The 21,185-nt window shown below is 72.5% G+C and carries 19 protein-coding genes; 17 read left to right on the forward strand and 2 right to left on the reverse strand.

Going from position 1 to position 21,185, the window contains the following annotated elements; all coding sequences use genetic code 11:
- Window positions 1-121 precede the first annotated feature (121 nt).
- The 11 genes from ACFVVO_RS30850 to ACFVVO_RS30900 all read left to right on the forward strand — a co-directional run bounded on the left by ACFVVO_RS30850 (window position 122) and on the right by ACFVVO_RS30900 (window position 14,336).
- Window positions 122-2,161 carry a bifunctional aldolase/short-chain dehydrogenase gene (locus ACFVVO_RS30850; RefSeq protein WP_390059286.1) on the forward strand — a complete coding sequence of 680 codons (2,040 nt, stop codon included), beginning with the start codon at window positions 122-124 and terminating at the stop codon, window positions 2,159-2,161.
- Window positions 2,158-3,606: a rhamnulokinase family protein gene (locus ACFVVO_RS30855; RefSeq protein ID WP_390059287.1), complete on the forward strand. Its 1,449-nt coding sequence runs from the start codon at window positions 2,158-2,160 to the stop codon at window positions 3,604-3,606. The genes ACFVVO_RS30850 and ACFVVO_RS30855 overlap by 4 nt, the downstream gene beginning before the upstream one ends.
- A 73-nt stretch (window positions 3,607-3,679) precedes the next feature.
- A complete protein-coding gene (locus ACFVVO_RS30860; protein WP_390059289.1) occupies window positions 3,680-4,435 on the forward strand; it encodes a (Fe-S)-binding protein in 756 nt (251 codons plus the stop codon).
- Complete coding sequence (locus ACFVVO_RS30865) at window positions 4,432-5,910, forward strand: lactate utilization protein B (RefSeq protein WP_390059291.1); 1,479 nt, start codon at window positions 4,432-4,434, stop codon at window positions 5,908-5,910. The genes ACFVVO_RS30860 and ACFVVO_RS30865 overlap by 4 nt, the downstream gene beginning before the upstream one ends.
- The gene (locus tag ACFVVO_RS30870) at window positions 5,907-6,554 is read left to right on the forward strand and encodes a lactate utilization protein C (RefSeq protein WP_390059293.1); all 648 of its coding nucleotides are present in this window, start codon (window positions 5,907-5,909) and stop codon (window positions 6,552-6,554) included. The genes ACFVVO_RS30865 and ACFVVO_RS30870 overlap by 4 nt, the downstream gene beginning before the upstream one ends.
- Before the next feature lie 172 nt (window positions 6,555-6,726).
- Window positions 6,727-7,596 carry a nucleic acid/nucleotide deaminase domain-containing protein gene (locus ACFVVO_RS30875; protein ID WP_390059295.1) on the forward strand — a complete coding sequence of 290 codons (870 nt, stop codon included), beginning with the start codon at window positions 6,727-6,729 and terminating at the stop codon, window positions 7,594-7,596.
- A gap of 37 nt (window positions 7,597-7,633) precedes the next feature.
- The gene (locus ACFVVO_RS30880) at window positions 7,634-9,313 is read left to right on the forward strand and encodes a hypothetical protein (RefSeq protein WP_390059297.1); all 1,680 of its coding nucleotides are present in this window, start codon (window positions 7,634-7,636) and stop codon (window positions 9,311-9,313) included.
- Window positions 9,314-9,582: 269 nt separating this feature from the next.
- Complete coding sequence (locus ACFVVO_RS30885; RefSeq protein WP_390059299.1) at window positions 9,583-11,268, forward strand: nucleic acid/nucleotide deaminase domain-containing protein; 1,686 nt, start codon at window positions 9,583-9,585, stop codon at window positions 11,266-11,268.
- A gap of 60 nt (window positions 11,269-11,328) precedes the next feature.
- Window positions 11,329-11,946, forward strand: coding sequence for an SUKH-4 family immunity protein (locus tag ACFVVO_RS30890; protein WP_390059301.1), 618 nt, complete (start codon window positions 11,329-11,331; stop codon window positions 11,944-11,946).
- 177 nt (window positions 11,947-12,123) lie between these two features.
- The gene (locus tag ACFVVO_RS30895; RefSeq protein WP_390059303.1) at window positions 12,124-12,981 is read left to right on the forward strand and encodes an AAA family ATPase; all 858 of its coding nucleotides are present in this window, start codon (window positions 12,124-12,126) and stop codon (window positions 12,979-12,981) included.
- Window positions 12,978-14,336 carry a VWA domain-containing protein gene (locus ACFVVO_RS30900; RefSeq protein WP_390059305.1) on the forward strand — a complete coding sequence of 453 codons (1,359 nt, stop codon included), beginning with the start codon at window positions 12,978-12,980 and terminating at the stop codon, window positions 14,334-14,336. Before ACFVVO_RS30895 ends, ACFVVO_RS30900 begins: the two co-directional genes overlap by 4 nt.
- Before the next feature lie 64 nt (window positions 14,337-14,400).
- Here the strand turns inward: ACFVVO_RS30900 and ACFVVO_RS30905 are convergent, their stop codons facing one another.
- Window positions 14,401-14,757, reverse strand: a complete 357-nt coding sequence (locus ACFVVO_RS30905) for a cupin domain-containing protein (protein ID WP_390059307.1) — start codon at window positions 14,755-14,757, stop codon at window positions 14,401-14,403.
- Window positions 14,758-15,113: 356 nt separating this feature from the next.
- Here ACFVVO_RS30905 and ACFVVO_RS30910 point away from each other — a divergent pair, with 356 nt between their 5' ends.
- From ACFVVO_RS30910 to ACFVVO_RS30930, 5 genes are all read left to right on the forward strand, one after another.
- The gene (locus ACFVVO_RS30910; protein WP_390059308.1) at window positions 15,114-15,587 is read left to right on the forward strand and encodes a hypothetical protein; all 474 of its coding nucleotides are present in this window, start codon (window positions 15,114-15,116) and stop codon (window positions 15,585-15,587) included.
- Between the two features lie 62 nt (window positions 15,588-15,649).
- Entirely contained in the window at window positions 15,650-16,336 is a 687-nt protein-coding gene (locus ACFVVO_RS30915; RefSeq protein ID WP_390059310.1) for an RNA polymerase sigma factor, read from the forward strand.
- Entirely contained in the window at window positions 16,333-16,680 is a 348-nt protein-coding gene (locus ACFVVO_RS30920; RefSeq protein WP_390059311.1) for a hypothetical protein, read from the forward strand. The genes ACFVVO_RS30915 and ACFVVO_RS30920 overlap by 4 nt, the downstream gene beginning before the upstream one ends.
- A 75-nt stretch (window positions 16,681-16,755) precedes the next feature.
- Window positions 16,756-17,721 (forward strand): pirin family protein, encoded by a 966-nt coding sequence (locus ACFVVO_RS30925; protein WP_390059313.1) that lies wholly within the window; start codon window positions 16,756-16,758, stop codon window positions 17,719-17,721.
- A gap of 345 nt (window positions 17,722-18,066) precedes the next feature.
- On the forward strand, window positions 18,067-18,927 hold the full coding sequence (locus ACFVVO_RS30930) for a universal stress protein (protein ID WP_390059315.1): 861 nt from the start codon (window positions 18,067-18,069) through the stop codon (window positions 18,925-18,927).
- 18 nt (window positions 18,928-18,945) lie between these two features.
- Here ACFVVO_RS30930 and ACFVVO_RS30935 read toward each other — a convergent pair whose 3' ends face one another.
- A complete protein-coding gene (locus ACFVVO_RS30935) occupies window positions 18,946-19,974 on the reverse strand; it encodes a 6-phosphofructokinase (RefSeq protein ID WP_390059317.1) in 1,029 nt (342 codons plus the stop codon).
- Window positions 19,975-20,286: 312 nt separating this feature from the next.
- On the opposite strand from ACFVVO_RS30935, the gene ACFVVO_RS30940 reads away from it, so the two are divergent.
- Entirely contained in the window at window positions 20,287-20,706 is a 420-nt protein-coding gene (locus ACFVVO_RS30940) for an avidin/streptavidin family protein (RefSeq protein WP_390059318.1), read from the forward strand.
- Window positions 20,707-21,185 lie beyond the last annotated feature (479 nt).

Here is a 21,185-nt window from a genome sequence, read left to right on the forward strand (position 1 = left end):
CGCTCGCGGGGTGCGGGCCGGTCGTGGCTGGTCGCGCCCACGCGGCGGTAGCCGCGTATTGAGACGGCCCCGCGCCCCCAGGGCATTCCACTCACCCCTTCTCAGGAAGTAAGGACCACTCATGTCCACCCATCCCGAAGCCGCCGCCCTCCTCGCCCGCTCCCATCGGCTGGGCGCCGATCCCCGCAACACCAACTACGCCGGCGGCAACGCCTCCGCCAAGGGAACCGGCACCGATCCCGTCACCGGCGGTGACGTGGAGCTGATGTGGGTGAAGGGTTCCGGCGGCGACCTCGGCACGCTCACCGGGGCCGGGCTCGCCGTGCTGCGGCTGGACCGGCTGCGCGCCCTCGTCGACGTCTACCCGGGTGTCGAGCGCGAGGACGAGATGGTCGCCGCGTTCGACTACTGCCTGCACGGCAAGGGCGGGGCCGCTCCCTCCATCGACACCGCCATGCACGGCCTGGTCGACGCCCCGCACGTGGACCACCTGCACCCCGACTCCGGTATCGCCCTCGCCTGCGCCGCCGACGGGGAGAAGCGAGTCGCCGAGTGCTTCGGCGACTCGGTGGCCTGGGTGCCGTGGCGGCGGCCCGGGTTCCAGCTCGGGCTGGACATCGCGGCCGTCAAGGCGGCCAACCCGCGGGCGATGGGGTGCGTGCTCGGCGGGCACGGCATCACCGCCTGGGGCGACAGCGCCGAGGAGTGCGAGCGCAACTCGCTGCACATCATCCACACCGCCGAGGCCTTCCTGGCGGACAGGGGCAGGGCCGAGCCCTTCGGGCCCGTCATCGCGGGGTACGAGCCGCTGCCCGAGGGCGAGCGGCGGGCGCGGGCCGCCGCGCTCGCGCCGTACGTACGGGCCATCGCCTCCCAGGACCGGCCGCAGGTCGGCCACTTCGACGACGCGGACGTGGTGCTGGACTTCGTCGCCCGCGCCGAGCACCCGCGGCTGGCCGCCCTCGGCACCTCCTGCCCGGACCACTTCCTGCGCACGAAGGTACGGCCGCTCGTCCTCGACCTGCCCCCGTCGGCCCCGCTCCGGGAAGCGGTCGGCCGGCTGCGTGAGCTGCACGCCGCCTACCGAGCGGAGTACACCGCCTACTACGAGCGGCACGCCCTGCCCGACTCCCCCGCCATGCGCGGCGCCGACCCGGCGATCGTGCTGATCCCCGGGGTGGGCATGTTCAGCTTCGGCAAGGACAAGCAGACCGCCCGGGTGGCGGGCGAGTTCTACGTCAACGCGATCAACGTCATGCGGGGCGCCGAGGCGGTGTCCACGTACGCGCCGATCGAGGAGTCGGAGAAGTTCCGCATCGAGTACTGGGCGCTGGAGGAGGCCAAGCTCCGGCGGATGCCGAAGCCGAAGCCGCTGGCCACCCGGGTGGCGCTGGTGACCGGGGCGGGCAGCGGGATCGGCCGGGCCATCGCGCACCGGCTGTCCGCCGAGGGCGCCTGTGTGGTCGTGGCCGACCTGAACGCGGAGAACGCCGCCGCCGTCGCCGAGGAACTGGGCGGCGCCGACAAGGCCGTCGCCGTGACCGTGGACGTCACCTCCGAGGAGCGGATCGCCGAGGCCTTCGCGGCCGCCGTGCTCGCCTTCGGCGGGGTCGACCTCGTGGTGAACAACGCCGGCGTCTCCATCTCCAAGCCGCTGCTGGAGACCTCGGCCAGGGACTGGGACCTGCAGCACGACATCATGGCGCGCGGCTCCTTCCTCGTCTCCCGGGAGGCGGCGCGGGTGATGACCGCGCAGGGGCTGGGCGGCGACATCGTGTACATCGCGTCGAAGAACGCCGTCTTCGCGGGCCCCGACAACATCGCCTACTCCGCCGCCAAGGCCGACCAGGCCCATCAGGTGCGGCTGCTGGCGGCCGAGCTCGGCGAACACGGCATCCGCGTCAACGGGGTCAACCCGGACGGCGTGGTCCGCGGGTCCGGCATCTTCGCGGGCGGCTGGGGTGCCCAGCGGGCCGCGGTGTACGGGGTGCCGGAGGAGAAGCTGGGCGAGTTCTACGCCCAGCGGACCATCCTGAAGCGGGAGGTGCTGCCCGAGCACGTGGCGAACGCGGTGTTCGCGCTCACCGGCGGGGAGCTCACCCACACCACGGGGCTGCACATCCCGGTCGACGCGGGTGTGGCGGCCGCCTTCCTGCGATGAGCGGCGGTGCGCGGTCCTACGCGGCCGTCGATCTGGGCGCCTCCAGCGGGCGGGTGATGGTCGGCCGGGTCGGGCCCGACTCGCTGGAGCTGACCGAGGCGCACCGGTTCCCCAACCGGCCGGTGCGGCTCCCGGAGGGCCTGCGCTGGGACGTGCCGGCGCTGTACGCCGGTGTGCTGGACGGGCTGCGGGCCGCGGGGCGGGTCGATTCCGTCGGCATCGACAGCTGGGCCGTCGATTACGGCCTGCTGGACGCGGACGGCGCCCTGCTGGGCAACCCGGTGCACTACCGCGACGCCCGCACCGAGGGCGTCGCGGAGAAGGTGTGGGCGACCGTGCCGGCCGCCGAGCTGTACGCGGCGACCGGCTTGCAGTACGCGCCCTTCAACACCCTGTACCAGCTCGCGGCCGCCCGCCCGACCGCCCAGTTCGCCCAGGCCAGGAGACTGCTGCTGATCCCCGATCTGCTGACGTACTGGCTGACCGGCGAGCAGGGCACCGAGCTGACCAACGCCTCCACCACCCAGCTCATCGATCCCCGCACCCGCGACTGGGCGTACGGCGTCGCCGAGCGGCTGGACGTCGACCTCGGACTGTTCGCGCCGCTGCGGCGGCCCGGTGATCCGGCGGGGGTGCTGCGCCCCGAGGTGCTGGCGGAGACCGGGCTCACCGGGCCGGTGCCGGTCACCGCGGTCGCCTCGCACGACACGGCCTCGGCGGTGGCCGCGGTCCCGGCGGTGGACGGGCGTTTCGCCTACGTCTGCACCGGCACCTGGTCGCTGGCCGGTCTCGAACTCGACGCGCCCGTGCTCACCGAGGAGAGCCGGGCCGCCAACTTCACCAACGAGCTGGGGCTCGACGGCACCGTGCGCTATCTGCGCAACATCATGGGGCTGTGGCTGCTCCAGGAGTGCGTACGCGCCTGGGGCGAGCCGGATCTGGGACCGCTGCTGCGTGAGGCGGCCGCGGTGCCCGCGCTGCGGTCGGTGGTGGACGCCGGGGACGAGGCGTTCCTGGCGCCGGGCGGTATGCCGGAACGGATCGCCGAAGCCTGCCGGGCCGCGGGGCAGCCGGTGCCCGGGACCCGGGCCGAGGTGACACGCTGCATCCTCGACTCGCTGGCCCTCGCCCACCGGAGGGCCGTCGAGGACGCGCAGCGACTGGCCGACCATCCGGTCGACGTCGTGTACGTCGTCGGCGGCGGCACCCGCAACGCGCTGCTGTGCCAGCTCACCGCCGACGCCTGCGGGCTGCCTGTGGTGGCGGGCGCGACGGAGGCCGCGGCCCTCGGCAACGTGCTGGTGCAGGCCCGCGCCCACGGACTGGCCGGCGACCTCGCCGGCAAGCGCCGGCTGCTCACCCGCACCCAGCCGCTGACCCGCTACACGCCCCGGGGCGGCACCGCCCGCTGGCGGGAGGCGGCGGCGCGGCTCGCCACGCGGTGAGCCGCGCTCTGCGCCCGGCGGATTCCGCCGATTACCCTGCAAACGTTCCGACGACCGACGCCGAGGAGCCGCGATGCGTGTCGCCCTGTTCCTGACCTGTGTCAACGACACGCTCTATCCGGACACCGGCCGGGCGGTGGTGAGACTGCTGACCAGACTGGGGGTCGAGGTCGACTTCCCGATGGCCCAGACCTGTTGCGGGCAGGCGCACTACAACACCGGCTACCGGCATGAGGCGGAACCGCTGGCCCGGCACTTCGCCGAGGTCTTCGGTGAGTACGAGGCGATCGTGACCCCGTCCGGGTCCTGCGGGGCGATGGTCAGAGAGCTGTATCCGCGCATGGGCGAGCGGGCGCGGGCCGAGGGGCGGGGCGAGAAGCTGGCCACCGTGCTCGCGCCGGTGGCGCCCAAGACGTACGAGCTGACGGAGTTCCTGGTGGACGTGCTGGGGGTGACGGACGTCGGCGCCCACTACCCGCACCGGGTGACGTACCACCCCACCTGTCACGGACTGCGCGCCCTGGGTCTCGGTGACCGGCCCCGGCGGCTGCTGAACGCCGTGAAGGGCCTGGAACTGGTGGAGTTGCCGGGGGCCGAGGAGTGCTGCGGGTTCGGCGGCACGTTCGCGGTGAAGAACGCCGAGGTGTCGGCGGCGATGGGCGCGGACAAGGTACGACGCGCCGAGTCGACGGGCGCGGAGGTGCTGTGCGCGGCCGACAACTCGTGTCTGATGCACATCGGCGGCACGATGAGCCGGCTGCGGACGGACATGCGGCCGGTGCACATCGCGGAGATCCTGGCGAGCACGGAGGAGGAGCCGGCCGCATGAGCGAAATGTATCTGGGCATGCCGGCCTTCCCCGAGGCCGCGCGCGAGGCCGTGGACAACCCCACCCTGCGCGGCAATCTGCGCCACGCCACCCACACCATCCGGGCCAAGCGGGCCAGGGCGGTCGCCGAGGTGTCCGACTGGGCGGCGCTGCGGGAGGCGGGCAAGCGGATCAAGGACCACACGCTGCGCCATCTCGACCGGTACCTGGTCCAGTTGGAGGAGGCGGTGACGGCGGCGGGCGGGACGGTCCACTGGGCCGCCGACGCCGGTGAGGCCAACCGGATCGTCACCGAACTGGTCAGGGCCACCGGCGAGTCGGAGGTCGTCAAGGTCAAGTCGATGGCCACGCAGGAGATCGGGCTCAACGAGGCCCTCGAGGCCGAGGGCATCCGCGCCTACGAGACCGATCTCGCCGAGCTGATCGTGCAGTTGGGCAAGGACCGGCCCTCGCACATCCTGGTCCCGGCCATCCACCGCAACCGGGGCGAGATCCGGGACATCTTCCGCGCCGAGATGGCCGAGTGGGGCCGCCCGGCTCCCGAGGGCCTGAGCGACACCCCCGCCGAACTCGCCGAGGCCGCCCGGCTGCACCTGCGGGAGAAGTTCCTGCGGGCCAGGGTCGGCGTCTCCGGTGCCAACTTCATGGTCGCCGAGACCGGCACGCTGGTGGTCGTGGAGTCCGAGGGCAACGGCCGGATGTGCCTGACCCTGCCCCGGACGCTGATCTCGGTCGTCGGCATCGAGAAGATCGTGCCGACCTGGCGGGACCTGGAGGTCTTCCTGCAGACGCTGCCCCGCTCCTCGACGGCCGAGCGGATGAACCCGTACACGTCGATGTGGACCGGCACCACCGGCGAGGACGGCCCGGACGCGTTCCATCTGGTCCTGCTCGACAACGGCCGCACCGACACCCTCGCCGACGAGGTCGGCCGGCAGGCGCTGCGCTGCATCCGATGCTCGGCCTGCCTGAACGTGTGCCCGGTGTACGAGCGGGCGGGCGGCCACGCCTACGGCTCGGTGTACCCGGGGCCGATCGGTGCCATCCTCAGCCCCCAACTGCGCGGCACCGGCAGCGAGATCGACGCCTCCCTGCCGTACGCGTCCTCGCTGTGCGGGGCCTGCTACGAGGTGTGCCCGGTCGCCATCGACATCCCGGAGGTGCTGGTGCATCTGCGGGAGCGGGTCGCGCAGGGCGGCCAGGCGGTCCGGGCGGGCAACAAGGTGGTGCTGAAACCGGCCCGGGGTCATGCCGCCGAGCGGGCGGCGATGCGGGCCGCGCGCTGGGCGTTCGCCCATCCGGGCGCGCTGCGCGCCGGGCAGCGGCTCGCCTCCCGCACCCGCCGGCTGCATCCGCGCACGCTGCCGGGTCCGGGCCGGGCGTGGAGCGGGACCCGGGACCTTCCGGCCGTGCCGGCGGAGCCGTTCCGGGACTGGTGGCAGCGTACGAACGGCGGGAAGGACACGGCGAAGTGAGCAGCAGGGAACGGATCCTGGGCCGGGTGCGGCGGGCGCTCGCGGACCTGCCCGCGGACGAGCGGCCGTACGAGGAGGCGGTGACGCGGGACTATCTGCGCGAGCACGGTGAGCGTACGGCCGGGCAGACCGTGGAACTGCTGGCCGAGAACCTGGCGGACTACCGGGCGGTCGTGCACCGCACGGACCCCGAGGGCCTGCCGGATCTGCTCATGCGGCTGCTCGCCGCACGCGGCTCCGAGCGGGTGCTCGTGCCGCCGGGGCTGCCGCCCGGGTGGCTGGCGGCAGCCGATCCCACCCGGATCCACGACCGTGCCGTGAGCACGGCGCGTGAGCTCGACCGGGTGGACAGCGTGGTCACCGGCTGCGCGGTCGCGATCGCCGAGACCGGCACCCTCGTCCTGGACGGCTCCCCCGACCAGGGCCGGCGCCGCATCACCCTGATCCCCGATCACCACATCTGTGTGGTGCGCGTCCCGGACCAGGTGGTGGCCTCCGTCCCGCAGGCCCTCGGGCGCCTGGACCCCGCCCGCCCGCTGACCTGGATCTCCGGCCCCTCCGCCACCAGTGACATCGAACTCGACCGGGTGGAGGGGGTGCACGGGCCGCGCACCCTGGAAGTGGTGCTGATGAGCGGGGAGTGACCGGCGCGCCTGGCGCGCCGTCGTGATCCGCTCCGAGGAGGGCGCCGGCGCGCTGGGGATCCCGTCCCGCGAGCGAACGGGCGTGGGGAGTCGGCATCGAGGTCCCCGCCCTGAGAATCCCGGACTGCGCATAGGGTGGAGCCGGTATGCCCGCCACCGTGAGAGGTCTGTGATGCCCGAGCTCCCCTCGGACCCCGCCGTCGCACAGTTCGGCCCCCAGGGGCTGCGCCGCATCAGCGTGCCCGCCTCGTACGGGACCGTGCCGGCCTCGGCCCGCACCCACCTCGCGCAGGTCGGTGTGCCGCTGCACGTCGGCCCGTACTTCATCGCCGCGGACGACAACGACGGGCCCACCCTCGGGATGTACACCGGCCACCGTGGCGTGGCCCTGCAGGGCGACTGGGCGGAGTGGGTGCGCATCGGCACCGACCGGCTGGCGAACCTGTGTGTCCGCACCGACGGCTCCGTACAGGCCCTCTTCCTCGGTCGCGGCGAAGCCGCCCTGTTCGTCAACTCGGACGTCGCCGCCTTCACGCACTGCGCCGCCGCCCTGGACCACGCCCTCCCGGTGATCGCCGCCTCCGACGGACTCCAGTCCGCCGCCGAGGCGTTCGCCGCGCTGGTCCGGGAGATCCGGCAGATCGACCCGGAGGCCGTCGCCGACCGGGAGAACTGGTGGTCGCGGGTGCTCGATGACGTCCGCCACACCCTCAACTTCCCCTTCTCGTCCGCCTTCGAGTACGTCGGCAAGGACGGCGCGAAGCAGATCGTCACCGCCCAGGCCGGTCCTGGCCGCCCGCACCCCGAGGAACAGCTGTGGCAGCGGCTCTCCTCCGCCGGTGTGGAGCCCGAGCAGGTCCACCGCGTCTACTGCGAACTCGAACCGTGCATGATGCCGGGCCACTACTGCGCCGCCTGGCTCCAGGCCGTCCTCCCGCATGCCGAGTTCACGCACAGCTTCGACTACGGCAACACCGCGGAGTCCCGTGAGGAGGGCCTCAAGGAACTCATCACCCACGCCGCGCGGCAGGCCCGGCAGTGACTCGCCGCCCGGACGCCGCGGGAACGGAGGTGGGTTCATGACCGCCGATCCCGCCCCGCGCTGGTCCCGGCCCGCTTCCGGGCGGGAGCCCGCCGCGGCCGCCCTGCTGTCCTGGCTCGGCGACCCCCGCGCCCCCGGCCTCGCCGTGGTCACCGGCACCGAGGGCAGCGGCAAGTCGCGGCTCCTGGCCTGGTTGATCGGCCATGGCACCCGGCCCGGCACCGTCAGCGAACGCCGCGTCCACGGCTTCGTACCGCTGCCCGGCCAGAGCGCGACCACGGCCGCCTGGATGCTCGGCGAACAGTTGTCGATCGCCGCCCGCTCCCCGGGCGACCTGCTGGCCGCGCTTGCCGCCGACCGGCGCCGCACCGTCATCGCGCTGCCCGAACTGCACTCCGCCGAGCAGCCCGGCTCCCTCGTCGAACTCGCCCTGTCTCTCGCTTCGTTGGAGCACGTCCGGGTACTTGTCGAGGTCCGCTCCGGTACGGAATGGGCGCAGGCGCTCACCGCCGGACCCTGCGCCCGCATGGACCTGGACGAGCCCCGGTGGACCGACGAGGCCCGCCGCGAGTCCTGGGACGCGGCCCACCCCGCCGGGCCGGCGGGGCAGGACCCGGAGCCGGAGGAACCGTTCGACCTGGACGATCCCGCCTCGGTCTGCGCCGCCGACCCCTGGAGCGTGACCACCGCGTACGAACGCTCCGAGGAGAGCCATGGCGGACTGCGCGCCGCCTGGCTGCGGGCCGGCGCCTCCCTGACCCGCGAGCAGCCGGCCGCCGAACGCGCCCTGGTCCTCCTCGCCGCCCTCGGTGACGCCGCTGATCCGCGGCTGCCCGCCGTCCTCGACTCCATTGCCAGGGACGCCTCCTGGACCGTCGTCTGGCACCGGGTGCGCGGCGACGTCACCCCGCCGTGGCCCGGCCCGGTCCGCTCCCTGACCGCCGGCACCGGCCCCCTGACCGGGCAGCTCGTCGTCGCCGACCACCAGGGCACCGTGCGCGTCCTCGACGCGGAGAGCGCACGCTCCACCGGACGCCTCCCGCACTCCGCGCCCGGCGTCCGCGCCACTGCCGAGCACGGCGACGGCACCGTCAGCGTCCTCGACGAGCACGGCCTGCTGCACACCCAGCGCGCCGCCGAGTCCTCAAGGCCCAAGGGCCTTGCCGCCCTGCTTGACGACGGCCTCTCCGTGCAGGGACAACTCCGCGAGGCCGTACAGGAGTACACACGGCGTCAGCAGGAGACGGTCACCGCGCTGACCGGTGCCAAGGACAGTGTTGTCCTGGGTGACGCCGCCGGAACGGTGCACGTGGTGACCGTCGGCGCCGAGCCGCGTACCTCCACTCTGCACCAGGGGCGCGTCACCGCGGTCGCCGGGACCGCCCTGCCCGTCTCCGCGGCGGGTGACACCGTCATCCTGCTGTACACGGGCGGCGCCGACGGCACCGTACGCGCATGGGCCCCCCACACCGACCCCATGCCCGAGCCGGTGGCCGCCCGCGACTGCGCCGTCAACGCGGTGGCGGTGGCGACGGCCGACGCCGGGCTCGTCCTCGCGATCGCGTGGGCCGACGGCCTCGTCGAACACCGAGTCCTGGACGACGACCGACTGCGCACCTTCCACCCCGGCAGCCAGGCCAACGCCCTTGCCTTCACGGCGGAAGGGGACCTGGTGGTGGGGACGGACGAGGCGCTCGTGCGGCTGCGGGGACGGTGACGGCTGCCACGCGGTGAACGGCGGACACCCACGTGGCGCGCCCGCCACCGGTGTACGTGCCGGACAGCCACCGGCCATGCGCCCGCCAGTTGCATTTCGTTGCATTCCATGGCCCGTGCGAGCCCGGTCAACTCCGCTGCTGTCATCGTCAGATGGAAGTCTTGTCACATAACCGTGACGCGGTCGGTTTACCCTTGTGTACCTGACAACCTGCCCCGTTGGCTGGGGGCGGGAGAGCCAGTAGTCGACGGGGGACGGAGCACGCGGCCATGGGTCTGGTACTGCCGAGCATCATCGACGAGGCACTCGACCTCATCGGGGTCAACTGGCCCAATGTCGACGAGGACGACTACTTCGAGATGGCGACGTCCATGCGGGACTTCGCCGAGCAGTTCGAGGGCCACGGCGGTGAGGCGCACAAAGCCGTGAGCCGCATCCTCGCCTCCTCCGAGGGCTGGGCCGTGGAGTCCATGCAGAAGCACTGGTCGCATGTGAAGACCCGTCACCTGGAGAAGATTCCCGAGGTGGCACGGCTGTTCGCGGACGCCTGTGACGGTGTCGGCCAGATCATTCGCGGCATGAAGGTCAAGGCGGGCGTCGAACTCGGTGTACTCGCCGGCACCATCGTCGCCGAACTCGCCGCCGCACCCGTGACCTTGGGTATCTCCGCCGCGGCCGCCGCCGGTGAGATCGCGCTGATGCGCACCATCGTGAAGCGGCTCATCGACGAGGCGGTCGATCAGATCGTCGACGCGCTCATCGCGAAGGTCACCGAGCCCGTCACCGGCAAACTCCAGGCACTCATCTCGGACATGGTCCTCGACCTCGCCGAGGGAGCCTTCAACCCCGGTGACGCACCGGGCGGCATGCAACTGGCCTCCGCGGGCGACAGCGACGGCTCCGGCAGCGGGGGCAAGAAGACGGTCATCGACCACGTCGAGTTCGAGGACGGCGCCGGCAAGGTCTCCCGCCAAGGCGGCGACATGGGCAGCCAGTCCGGGATCCACCTCGGCAAGTCCAAGCACTCCTTCGGCAGGACCAAGGGCAAGGACGTTTTCACCAAGGCCTTCGATGGCATCCTCGAGGATGCCATCGAAGGCATGGAGAAGGCCGCCAAGAAGGTGACCGACCACGTCACCGACACCATCCCGGAGCGGGTGAAGGCTGCCTCCCGGCACCAGAAGCGCAAGGACCACGATGTCGGCGACGAGGCCGACAAGGTCGACGTCAAGAAGGTCAAGCGTGACGGCGACACACCCATGTACCTTCTCAGCGACGACGGATCGGTCCGCCAGTTGCACCACGACGGGACCACCAGTCCCGTCCATCACAACGACTCCTCCGGAGTGAACGACGTACTCGGTGACAAGGCCTGGTACCCGTGGAACCACAAAAACGAGAAGCAGCGCAAGGACAAGCCCAGCAAGGGCGAGACGGTCGACTCCAAGAAGGTCGCGCCCGGCTCCACCGAGCTGGCCCGCGCCACCCAGCTCGGCCGCTACGCCAACCGCGCCGAACGCCCCGACTCCTATATTCCCGGCGGCAACTACGCCTCGGCGCTGTACGACGACGGCAAGGGGAACCGGTTCATCCTGGTCGGCGCCAGCGGTAAGGCACACTCCGAACGCTCCATCGGACACCCGCTGATAAAGCAGGGTCACGAGGGCAACGTCAGCGATCTCTACACGGAACGAGAGCCCTGCCAGAAGAATCCCAAGTGCGACAGATATCTTGCTAGGGAATTCCCCGACCATCTCGAGGTCACCCACAGCTCGAAATACGACCAGTCCGAAAAGGGGCCGGACGGCACAGAGCTCAGCAAGTACAAGAAGGACCGGGAGCACCGCGCCTACGTCCAGTGGCTGGAAGACCAGTGGGACCAGCACGGTGTCGCCGGCGGACGCACTGATACGGTGATGAACCTCTCGCCCTCGGACCGCAGGTTCCTTCCCTAGGCGGGCGGGGCGGCCAAGAATCCCACGACGCCCGTCGCCGCCGAGTTCGGAGTTTTGGAAGTGCTTTTCGACGTCACACGCAGCGAGCTCGTCGACATCTTCGGCGAGGACCGGATCGCGACCGTGCCGGCCACCGCCTTCCCGCCCGCCGCCGCGGACACCGAGGGCGGCCGCCTTCTGCAGGCCGTCGGCGTCCCCACCGGGACGCTCCTGCTGCGTCAGCCCGACGAGGACGACGGCCTGCTGCCCCTCGTCCAGGACGTCGTCCACATCGAGGACTTCGAGGACGCCGCGGAGGGCGCGGGTGACTGGCCCGTCATCGGCTGGCTGCTCAACGCGCACCTCGCCCTCGACCCCGTGTCCGGCAAGGTGCACGCCTTCGACCCTGACGAGGAGATCGTGCAGGAACTCCACACGGACGTCTCCTCCCTCGTCCAGGTCTCCCTTCGGTTCCAGCGCCTGCTCGAAGAGTTCACCTTCAGCGGTGACGAGGACGACGAGGAGGCCGACTTCGAGCGCCTGGACGCCGAGGTCGAGCGCATCCGTGCGGAGACGAGCACCACCGACCCGCTCCCCTTCCAGGACGACGAGACCGTCTGGTCGGTAGTGGGCGATGAGATCGCCATGGGCCAGCGCTTCACGGGCAACAGCCCGGGAGCCCGCTCGCTCTACGGGTGATCGCCGGCCGACGTCGCCCGCGGACCGCGCGATCTCCGTGGTGCGCAGGCCACCTTTCTGCCGGTCCAGCCGATCGGTGTCCGCGGGCGGGCGGGAAGCGGAACCACGTGACAGGAGCGCTGAACAAGCGCTTAGATAGTGGCCCGGACGCCGTTCCTCGACCCACCGGAGGCCCCGTTGTTCACGTCCGTCGACGACGTCTCCGCCCGCCTCGCCGAGACCGGGTACCTCGCCTCGCCCGCCGTCGCCACGACCGTCTTCCTCGCCGCCCGGCTCGGCAAGCCGCTGCTGGTGGAGGGGCCCGCCGGGGTCGGCAAGACCGAACTGGCCAAGGCCGTCGCCCAGGTCGCCGACGCCCGGCTGGTCCGGCTGCAGTGCTACGAGGGCGTCGACGAGTCCCGGGCCCTGTACGAGTGGAACCACGCCAAGCAGCTGCTGCGCATCAGCGCGGGCCGCGACGAGAGCTGGGACGAGGCCCGCACCGACATCTTCAGCGAGGAGTTCCTGCTCCCCCGCCCGCTGCTCACCGCGATCCGCGGCGAGGAGCCGACCGTCCTGCTGATCGACGAGATCGACAAGGCCGACGTCGAGATGGAGGGCCTGCTGCTGGAGGTGCTCAGCGACTTCCAGGTGACGGTCCCCGAACTGGGCACGGTCACCGCGACCCGCCGCCCCTTCGTCGTCCTCACCTCCAACGCGGGCCGCGAGCTGTCCGAGGCGCTGCGCCGCCGCTGTCTGTTCCTGCACATCGGGTTCCCGGAGGAGGAGCTGGAGCGGCGGATCGTGACGTTGAAGGTGCCGGGGCTGGACGCGGCGCTGACCGAGTCGGTGGTGCGGGTGGTCGGGGCGCTGCGCGCGATGGACCTGCGCAAGGCGCCGTCCGTCGCGGAGACCGTCGACTGGGCGCGCACCCTGCTGGCCCTGGGCGCGGACACGCTGGACGAGACGGTCGTACGGGACACCCTGGGCGTGCTCCTCAAGCACCAGGACGACGTACTGAAGGCGGCGGCCAAGCTGGACCTGGACGCGCTGTGACCGGTGTCGAGGGCCGGATCACCGGGCTGGTCGGCGCGCTGCGCGAGCACGGTGTGCGGATCGGCACCGGGGAGACGGTCGACGCGGCCCTCGCCGTCGAGGCCCTCGGCTTCACCGACCGGGAGCTGCTGCGGGAGGGGCTGGCCGCGACGCTGCTGCACGGTCCGGCCCAGCGGGCCGTGTTCGACCCGGTCTTCGACCTGTACTTCCCGCGCGGCGTGGGCGGCCCGGAGCAGGCGCCGGCGGACCGGGAGGAGCTGCGCGACCGCCTCGCGCGGGCGCTGGCGGCCGACGACCGGGCGCTGCTGGCCCGGCTGGCCGCGGAGGCCGTCGACGGCTTCGGTGGGTACGGCGGCTACGGGGGTTCACCGGGATCGGACGGCTGGTCGGCGCACCAGACGCTCGACCGGCTCAGGCCGCAGACCCTGCTGGCCCGGGTGCGGGCCGACGTGCGGGGCCGGGACGGCGGCACGGGGTTCGCGGACCGGCTGCTGGACGACGAGATCAGGCGCCGCATCGAGGTGTTCCGGCGGCTGGTCGGGGCGGAGGCCCGGCGCCGGGTCGCCGAGCGGCGCGGACGGGACGAGATCGCCCGGCGGGCCGTGGCCCCGACCGCCGACCGGGTGGACTTCCTGTACGCCCGCCGCGACCAGCTCGCCGAGCTGCGCAGGGTGGTGTGGCCGCTGGCGCGGAAGCTGGCGACCCGGCTGGCCGCGCGCCGCCGCCGGGCCGCCCGCGGCACGATCGATCTGCGCCGCACGCTGCGCTCCTCGCTGTCCACGGGCGGGGTGCCGATGCGGCCGGTGCTGCGCAGGCGCCGTCCGGTCCGGCCCGAACTGGTGCTGCTGTGCGATGTGTCGGGCTCGGTGTCGGGGTTCTCGGATTTCACGATGCTGCTGGTGCAGGCCCTGCACGACCAGTTCAGCAAGGTCCGCGTGTTCGCCTTCGTCAACCGGCTCGACGAGGTGACCGGGCTGCTGGCCCACGGCCGGGCCGACCCGGACGGGCTCGGCGCCCGTATCAACGCGGAGGCCACGCTCACCGGCTGGCACGGCAGCAGCGACTACGGCGTGGCCCTGGGGGAGTTCACCGAGCGGTACGGCGCGGCGGTCGGGCCCCGGACGACGGTGTTCGTACTCGGGGACGCCCGTACGAACATGAGCGATCCGAACCTGCCCGCCGTCCGTGAACTCGCCCGTCGCGCCCGGCGCGTGCACTGGCTGAACCCCGAGCCGCGGGCCCAGTGGGGCACCGGCGACTCGGCGGCGCCCGCCTACGCCGAACTCGTCGAGATGCACGAGTGCCGCACGGCCCGGCAGCTCGGCGGGCTGATCGCCCGGTTGCTGCCGGTGTGAGGCGGGGCGCCGCCGCGGGGCGCCGGGTGCGCCCCGCGGCCCGTCCGCCCTTGGCGTACCGGTCTCAACTCCTGGCGTACTCGTTCGCCATCGACCCGGCGAAGTCGAACACCACGACCTGCTCGTCGCCCACCACCCAGGCATCGTGGCCGGGCGGGCAGACGAAGACGTCACCGGGGCCGACCTCGCTCTCGCCGCCGTCGTCCATCCGCAGGTGCATCCGTCCCTGGACCACATAGCCGTTGTGGTGGACCATGCAGCTCGCGGTGCCCGCGATCGGTCCCACGGACTCCGACCATCGCCAGCCCGGTTCGAAGGTGCCCACCGCGAAGTCGAGCCCGGTCAGGTGGAGGGCTTCGAGGTGGCCACGGGGGAAGTCACGCCGCTCATCGGGTTTGTCGACCGTCTTCACTTCCAGCATGACGGTGTCCTCCCTTCCGGCCGCTCACCACGGCCGGGGCGGGCCGCCGTCCCCGGCGGCCACGGACGGCACCGGCAGCACAATGACGGCGACCGCACCCCTCGCCTCCATCGTCGGCCCGCCCTCCCGGGGCCGTCAATCGAGGGTCCCGCTCCCCCGCGGGCCGCTCTGCCACCCGAGGTGCCACCAGGTCCGCCCGGACGCCGGCAGGAGGTGGCGGAGACGGGCACGTCCGGGCGGGCCGGTGTGCGGAAAATTGGCCGGTCGCCGGGTGCAACCTCGTCCAGGGTCGGACGTCTGTCCGGGTGGAGGCCTCCACTTCGACCACGTCCGACCCCGAGCGACCGAAGGAACCCATGTCCGCACACAAGCTCCCCCGCCCCGGCCGTACGCGCAGGCTGCGCACCGTTCTGGGGGTCTCCGCCGTCGGCGCGGCCCTGGCCGTGGGCGGCACCATGACCGCCCAGGCGGTGCAGGGCGACGCCCGGCCCGCCTCCCATTCCGGCGCCACCGCCACACCGGTGCCCGCGGGCGGCCACGCGACGCCGTCCCCCGTACCGTCCCCGACCCGTCCGCCGACCTCGAAGCCCGTCCCCTCGCCGTCGCGCCCGCCCACAGTCGCCCCCACCCCCGTGCCCTCCAGCCCGCACACGCCGACCCCCGTGCCGTCGGTGCCGGGCACGAACGCCCCGTCCCCGGTGCCGTCCCCCACGCGTCCGGGCACCCCTGAACCCGTCCCGGCGCCGCACCACGGCCACCGGACGGCGTCGCCGAGTCCGGTTCCGGCGAGCCGGCTCGCCACGCCCGCTCCGGTTCCGCGGCACCACTGAGGCAAGCGCCGGTGTGCGGGGAGCCGCCCGGAGCGGCTCCCCGCACACCGGCCGGGAGATCCATGACGACAGCCACACCCCCGGCGGCGCCCCTTCCCTGGGGCCCGTCCCGCACCCCGGCGCGCAGGCGGAGCCGCCTGGCACCTCGGCTCGCACCCCTGCGCGCCCGTCTCCTCGCCCGCGTCCGCGCCGGGGGCCCGGCCGCCCCGGCACCGACCGGCGGCACCCGCATCGGCGCACGAGGTCCCGCCACCGCCGAGACCCCGCCGGGCATCGAGGAGTTGTACCACCACCGCCGGCTCTCCCTGGTGCGCCTGGCGGTGCTGCTGGTCGACGACCTGCCCACGGCCGAGGACGTCGTACAGGACGCCTTCACCGCCCTGTTCCGCCGCCACGGCCACCGCCTCGGCTCGCTCGACGACCCGGAGGCGTATCTGCGGACGAGTGTGGTCAACGGCGCCCGCTCGGTACTGCGGAGGCGCAGGACCGTACGGGCGCACACCCCCGAACCCGAGCAGCACGCGCCCGCGCCGGAGGAGGACGTCCTGCTGCACGAGGACCACCGGGAGGTGCTGGCGGCCCTGCGGACGCTGACCGCCCGGCAGCGCGAGGTCCTGGTCCTGCGCTACTGGTCGTACCTGACCGAGGCCCAGATCGCGGCGACGCTGGGCCTGTCGCGGGGCACCGTGAAGTCCACGGCCAGCAGGGCCCTGGACGCCCTCGGCCGACGTCTGGAGGGTCTGCGATGAACGACTGCGTCACCGGAACCGGGACCGCGCCGACTCCGGTCGAGGAGCGGCTGCGGGCCGCCCTGGCCGCACGCGCGCAGTCCGTCGGCCCGGCCGGCCTGCGGCCGCCGCGCCCGCCGTCCGCCGCGACGCACCCCCGCCGGCTGCCGGTACGCCGCATCGCCGTGGGCCTGCTCGCGCTGGCCGCGGTGGTGGCCCTGGTGTTCCTCACCGGCCGGGACGACCGGCCCCGCCCGGCCGAGCCGGCCCGCTCCCCCCGGCCTGCGACCGGCGCCCCGACCCCCGTGCCCACCACCGTCCGCCCGTCGCCGGCCCAGCCGTCCCCGAGCAGCCCGGCGCCGTAGGGCCTGGCAGCCACGCCGGGTGCCGGGGCGCAGGTCCGTCTGCGTCGCGGTCCGGAGGCGACTAGGTTGTGCCGCATGAGCAACCTTGACCGCGCGCCGGTACCGAGTGTGTGCGGCGGCCGCGGATTCGTCGTCGCCGAGCCCGTCCGTGAGCTCCTGAGCCCCCGCCGTGTGAAGCTGGGCGAGTCGACGGAGGTGCGCCGACTGCTGCCGAACCTGGGCCGGCGCATGATCGGCGCCTGGGCCTTCGTCGACCACTACGGCCCCGACGACATCGCCGACGAGCCCGGTATGCAGGTCCCGCCGCACCCGCACATCGGTCTGCAGACGGTGAGCTGGCTGCACGAGGGCGAGGTGCTGCACCGGGACTCCACCGGCAGCCTCCAGACCATCGGCCCCCGGCAGCTGGGCCTGATGACGTCGGGCCGGGCGATCAGCCACTCCGAGGAGAGCCCCCGATCGCACGCGCGCTTCCTGCACGGAGCCCAGCTGTGGGTCGCGCTCCCCGACGAACACCGCCACACGGAACCGAAGTTCGAGTACCACGCCGAGCTGCCCCAGGTCACCGCCCCCGGTCTGACCGCCACCGTGATCCTCGGCGACCTCGACGGAGCGTCCTCCCCCGGTACGGCGTTCACCCCGATCGTCGGCGCCGACCTGGCCCTCACCCGGGGCACCGACGTACGCCTGCCCCTGAACCCCGACTTCGAGTACGGGGTGCTGGCCATGTCCGGCGAGGTGCACGTGGACGGCGTACCGGTCCTGCCGGGCTCGATGCTCTACCTCGGCTGCGGCCGCGCCGAACTCCCCCTGCGCGCCGAGTCGGACGCCGGGATCATGCTGCTGGGCGGCGAACCGTTCGCCGAGGAGCTGATCATGTGGTGGAACTTCGTCGGGCGCACACAGGACGACATCGAGCAGGCCCGGGAGGAGTGGATGAACGGGTCGGGATTCGGGGAGGTGAGGGGATACGGCGGGGCTCCGTTGCCTGCGCCGGAGCTGCCGCCGGTGCCTCTGAAGCCGCGGGGCCGAGTGCGCTGAGGCCGGGCACGCCCGTGTCCGCTCAGCGACGCCGGACGGCGATCCCGTTGAACGCTCCCTCCAGCGCCGGCCGGATGCTGTTGTGAAGGATCCGGTGGACGCGGGTCTTCTTCCCCGGGCCGAGCCCAGCGCCGTTGACTCCTTTACCTGGTTGCCTCTTCACGCCCCAAGAGCGGCATTCAGGGTGAAACGTCCGGCACGACCGCCTCCACGGGTGTCACCGGGGTTCCGCGTTCACAATGGCCAGGAGGAGGTGACGACCGTCAGGAGACGGACGCCTCGGTCGCGTGTGCGGAAGAGGGCCTGTCCGGCCGCACACAAGGCGGTGCAGGGAAGGAGTACAGGATGACCCGCTCTGTCGTGGTCGGGATCGACGGATCCCGGGAGAGTCGCGTCGCGGCCGAGTGGGCCGCCGGGGAGGCAGCCCTTCGAGACCTCCCACTGCGTCTGGTGCACGCCGCGCCCGCCCCCGTCCGCGCCTACCCCGATGAGCCGGTCGCCCTCTCGTGGCAGCGGACCGGCGAGGAGTTGCTCCAGCGCGCGAAGACCGGCCTCGCCGATCGGTATCCCCGCGTGGCGATGAGCGGCGTACAGGTCGCCGATGAAGCCTCGACCGGGTTGCTCTCGGCTTCCGAGACGGCCGAGCTCCTTGTCGTCGGGGCTCGGGGCGAGGGCGGGTTCGACGGACTCGCCGTGGGCTCGACGGCGCTGGCGGCGGCGAGCACCGCCTCCTGCGCCGTCGCGATCGTGACCGGGAACCCGGCCGCGGCAGCACATGATGCCGAGGTGTCCGTCGGCGTCGACGTGCGGCACGCGGCCGAGCCACCTCTGGCCTTCGCGTTCGGCGCCGCCCGGCTGCACGGCGCTCGGTTGCGTGCCGTGCACGCCTGGGCGCTGTCTGGTCATGCTTCGTGGACGGCGGCCGGAGTGCCCGAGGAAGACCGGGCGACCTGGGAGGACGAGGAGGTGCAACAGCTGTCCGACGTGCTCCGGAGCAGGCAGGCCAGGTGTCCGGGAGTGCCGGTGCTGCCTGATGTCGTACTCCTGCACCCGGCCTACGCCCTGGTACGCACCTCGCAGCGGGCTGACCTGCTCGTCCTGGGCCGGCGCTCGAGCCCACGGGTGGCTGAGCGGCGGCTGGGCCCCGTGGCCCACGCCGCCCTGCATCACTCTCGCTGCCCGGTGGTCATCGTTCCGCATGCGTGACGCCACCACGGGGCAGCCTCAGGTGCCGAAGAACACGTCGAACTCCGTGTAGAGCTCTTGAGGGACCCGCTTGGTCGCCTTGGTCGCGTCAGCGAGCGGGACACGTGTGATGTCCGTGCCGCGCAGCGCCGTCATCGTGCCGAAGTCGCCGTCCTTGACCGCGTCCACCGCGTGCAGTCCGAAGCGTGTGGCGAGCCATCGGTCGTACGCGCTCGGTGTGCCACCACGCTGGACGTGACCGAGAACCGTCGTGCGGGCCTCCTTCTCGGTGCGGTGTTCGACCTGCCGGGCCAGCCAGTCACCGATCCCGGACAGGCGCACATGTCCGAACTCGTCGCGCGACTCGTCCTTGACGACCATCTGTCCGGCCTTGGGAACCGCTCCCTCCGCCACGACGACGATCGGCGCGTAGTTGATCTCGAAGCGCTTCTCCACCCACGCGCACACCTGATCGACATCGAACTCCACTTCCGGGATGAGGATGGCATTCGCGCCCCCGGCGACGCCGGCATGCAGAGCGATCCACCCGGAGTGGCGTCCCATCACCTCGACGACGAGCGTGCGCTTGTGGGACTCCGCGGTGGTGTGCAGGCGGTCGATGGCCTCGGTCGCGATGCTGACAGCGGTGTCGAAGCCGAAGGTGTAATCGGTGCCGCCCACGTCGTTGTCGATGGTCTTGGGCACGCCGACCAGGTTGATCCCCGCGTCGGACAGTGCGGTCGCGACGCTGAGGGTGTCCTCGCCGCCGATGACGACCAGGGCATCGATCCCGTGCGCGCTGAGAGTGTTCCTGATGCGGTCGATGCCGTCCTCGAGCCGGAGGGGGTTGGTGCGAGAGGAGCCGAGAATCGTGCCGCCGAGCGGAAGGATTCCGCGCACGGCCGGGACGTCCAAGGGCACGGTCACGTCCTTGACCACTCCGGACCACCCGTCGACGATCCCCACGAATTTCCAGGCGTACTGCTGTGCGCCTTTGCGTACGACACTGCGGATCACCGCATTGAGACCGGGGCAGTCGCCACCCCCGGTCAGCACTCCCACCCGCATGATCGCTCTCCCTTGCCTTCGCACATCGTGATCACGCGTATCACGGCACGGCGGCGTGTCACGGTTTCCGACCCCGGGCACCACCGGCCCGGCCTTGAGCGGGGTCAGTGCCCGTATGGAGATCTGCCTCCAGCTTGAACCCACCCGGGACGGAGCGCACGGTGTGCCCCCTCTCGTCGGTCCGGCTTTTCGACCTTCGGCACGCCTGCCGCATTCATCCGCGTATGTGACATTACGGTGGCCGTCACCGCGGGTGGTGAACGGCGGTTTCGGGCCGAGCTGCCGCGGGCGCGGGCGAGTGGAGAGAAGAACATGTCCATTGCTGGAGAGTGGTACAACGAGTTCGGTTCACGCGTGCACCTCGAGGTGGACCCGGAAGGAACCGTCAGCGGACACTACGTCACCGCCGTAGGACACGCGCCCGGGACCTACATCCTCACCGGTCGCCATGACGGGCCGAAGAGCCCGGGGAACGCCATCGCCCTCGGCTGGACGGTCGCCTGGCGCAACGAACACGGCAATGTGGGCTCCGTGACGAGTTGGAGCGGCCAGTTCCGCGCGGACCCGGAACGCATCCTCAGCACCTGGCTGCTGACCCGCTCCGCCACGGTGGAGGCCTGGGAGTCCACCGTGGTCGGGCAAGACGTGTTCACGCGGCGGCAATCCACCAGCGAGGATGTCGACGGCGCGCTACGCAGCGGCAGACCGGTCTCGCATCCGATGCCGTCGTGAGGCCGTACGGCCAGTTCCTTGCGCCCCCTCTCTCCTGAACGCCACAGCCCCTGGCGGGATGCGCGGGCGCCGTGGTGGCCCCAGCGGTACGGGGCCGGGCGGCCGCCTGCCGCAGGCCCACCGTCCAGCCGCCGGGCCGCCTCGCACGAGGACAGGCCCTGCCGCGCGCTGCGCGGATCCCGCGACAGCAGGCCGAGGCGCTCATCGGATCGAGCCGGTCGCGGCCGCGGCAAGGGTCGTACCGATTCTCGCCACCCTGGGGGTGCTTTTGTGCTCAGTCGCCTCGCCCAGGTCGTAGTGCCGGTCTTCGGCCGCCTGGACGTCACCACGGATATGACTTCCGGGCCGGTTGCGGGCAGCATCATCATCGCCAACCACACCTCCCTGAGTGACCCTGCGGTCGTCCTGGCCGCGCTGCGCCGCCTCGGCTCACCGCTCCCCTGCGCCAGCCCTTCGGTCCGAGGCGCCCACCCGCACCG

The organism is Streptomyces sp. NPDC058145 (assembly GCF_042884245.1).
In the GTDB taxonomy this organism is placed as follows: Bacteria; Actinomycetota; Actinomycetes; order Streptomycetales; family Streptomycetaceae; genus Streptomyces.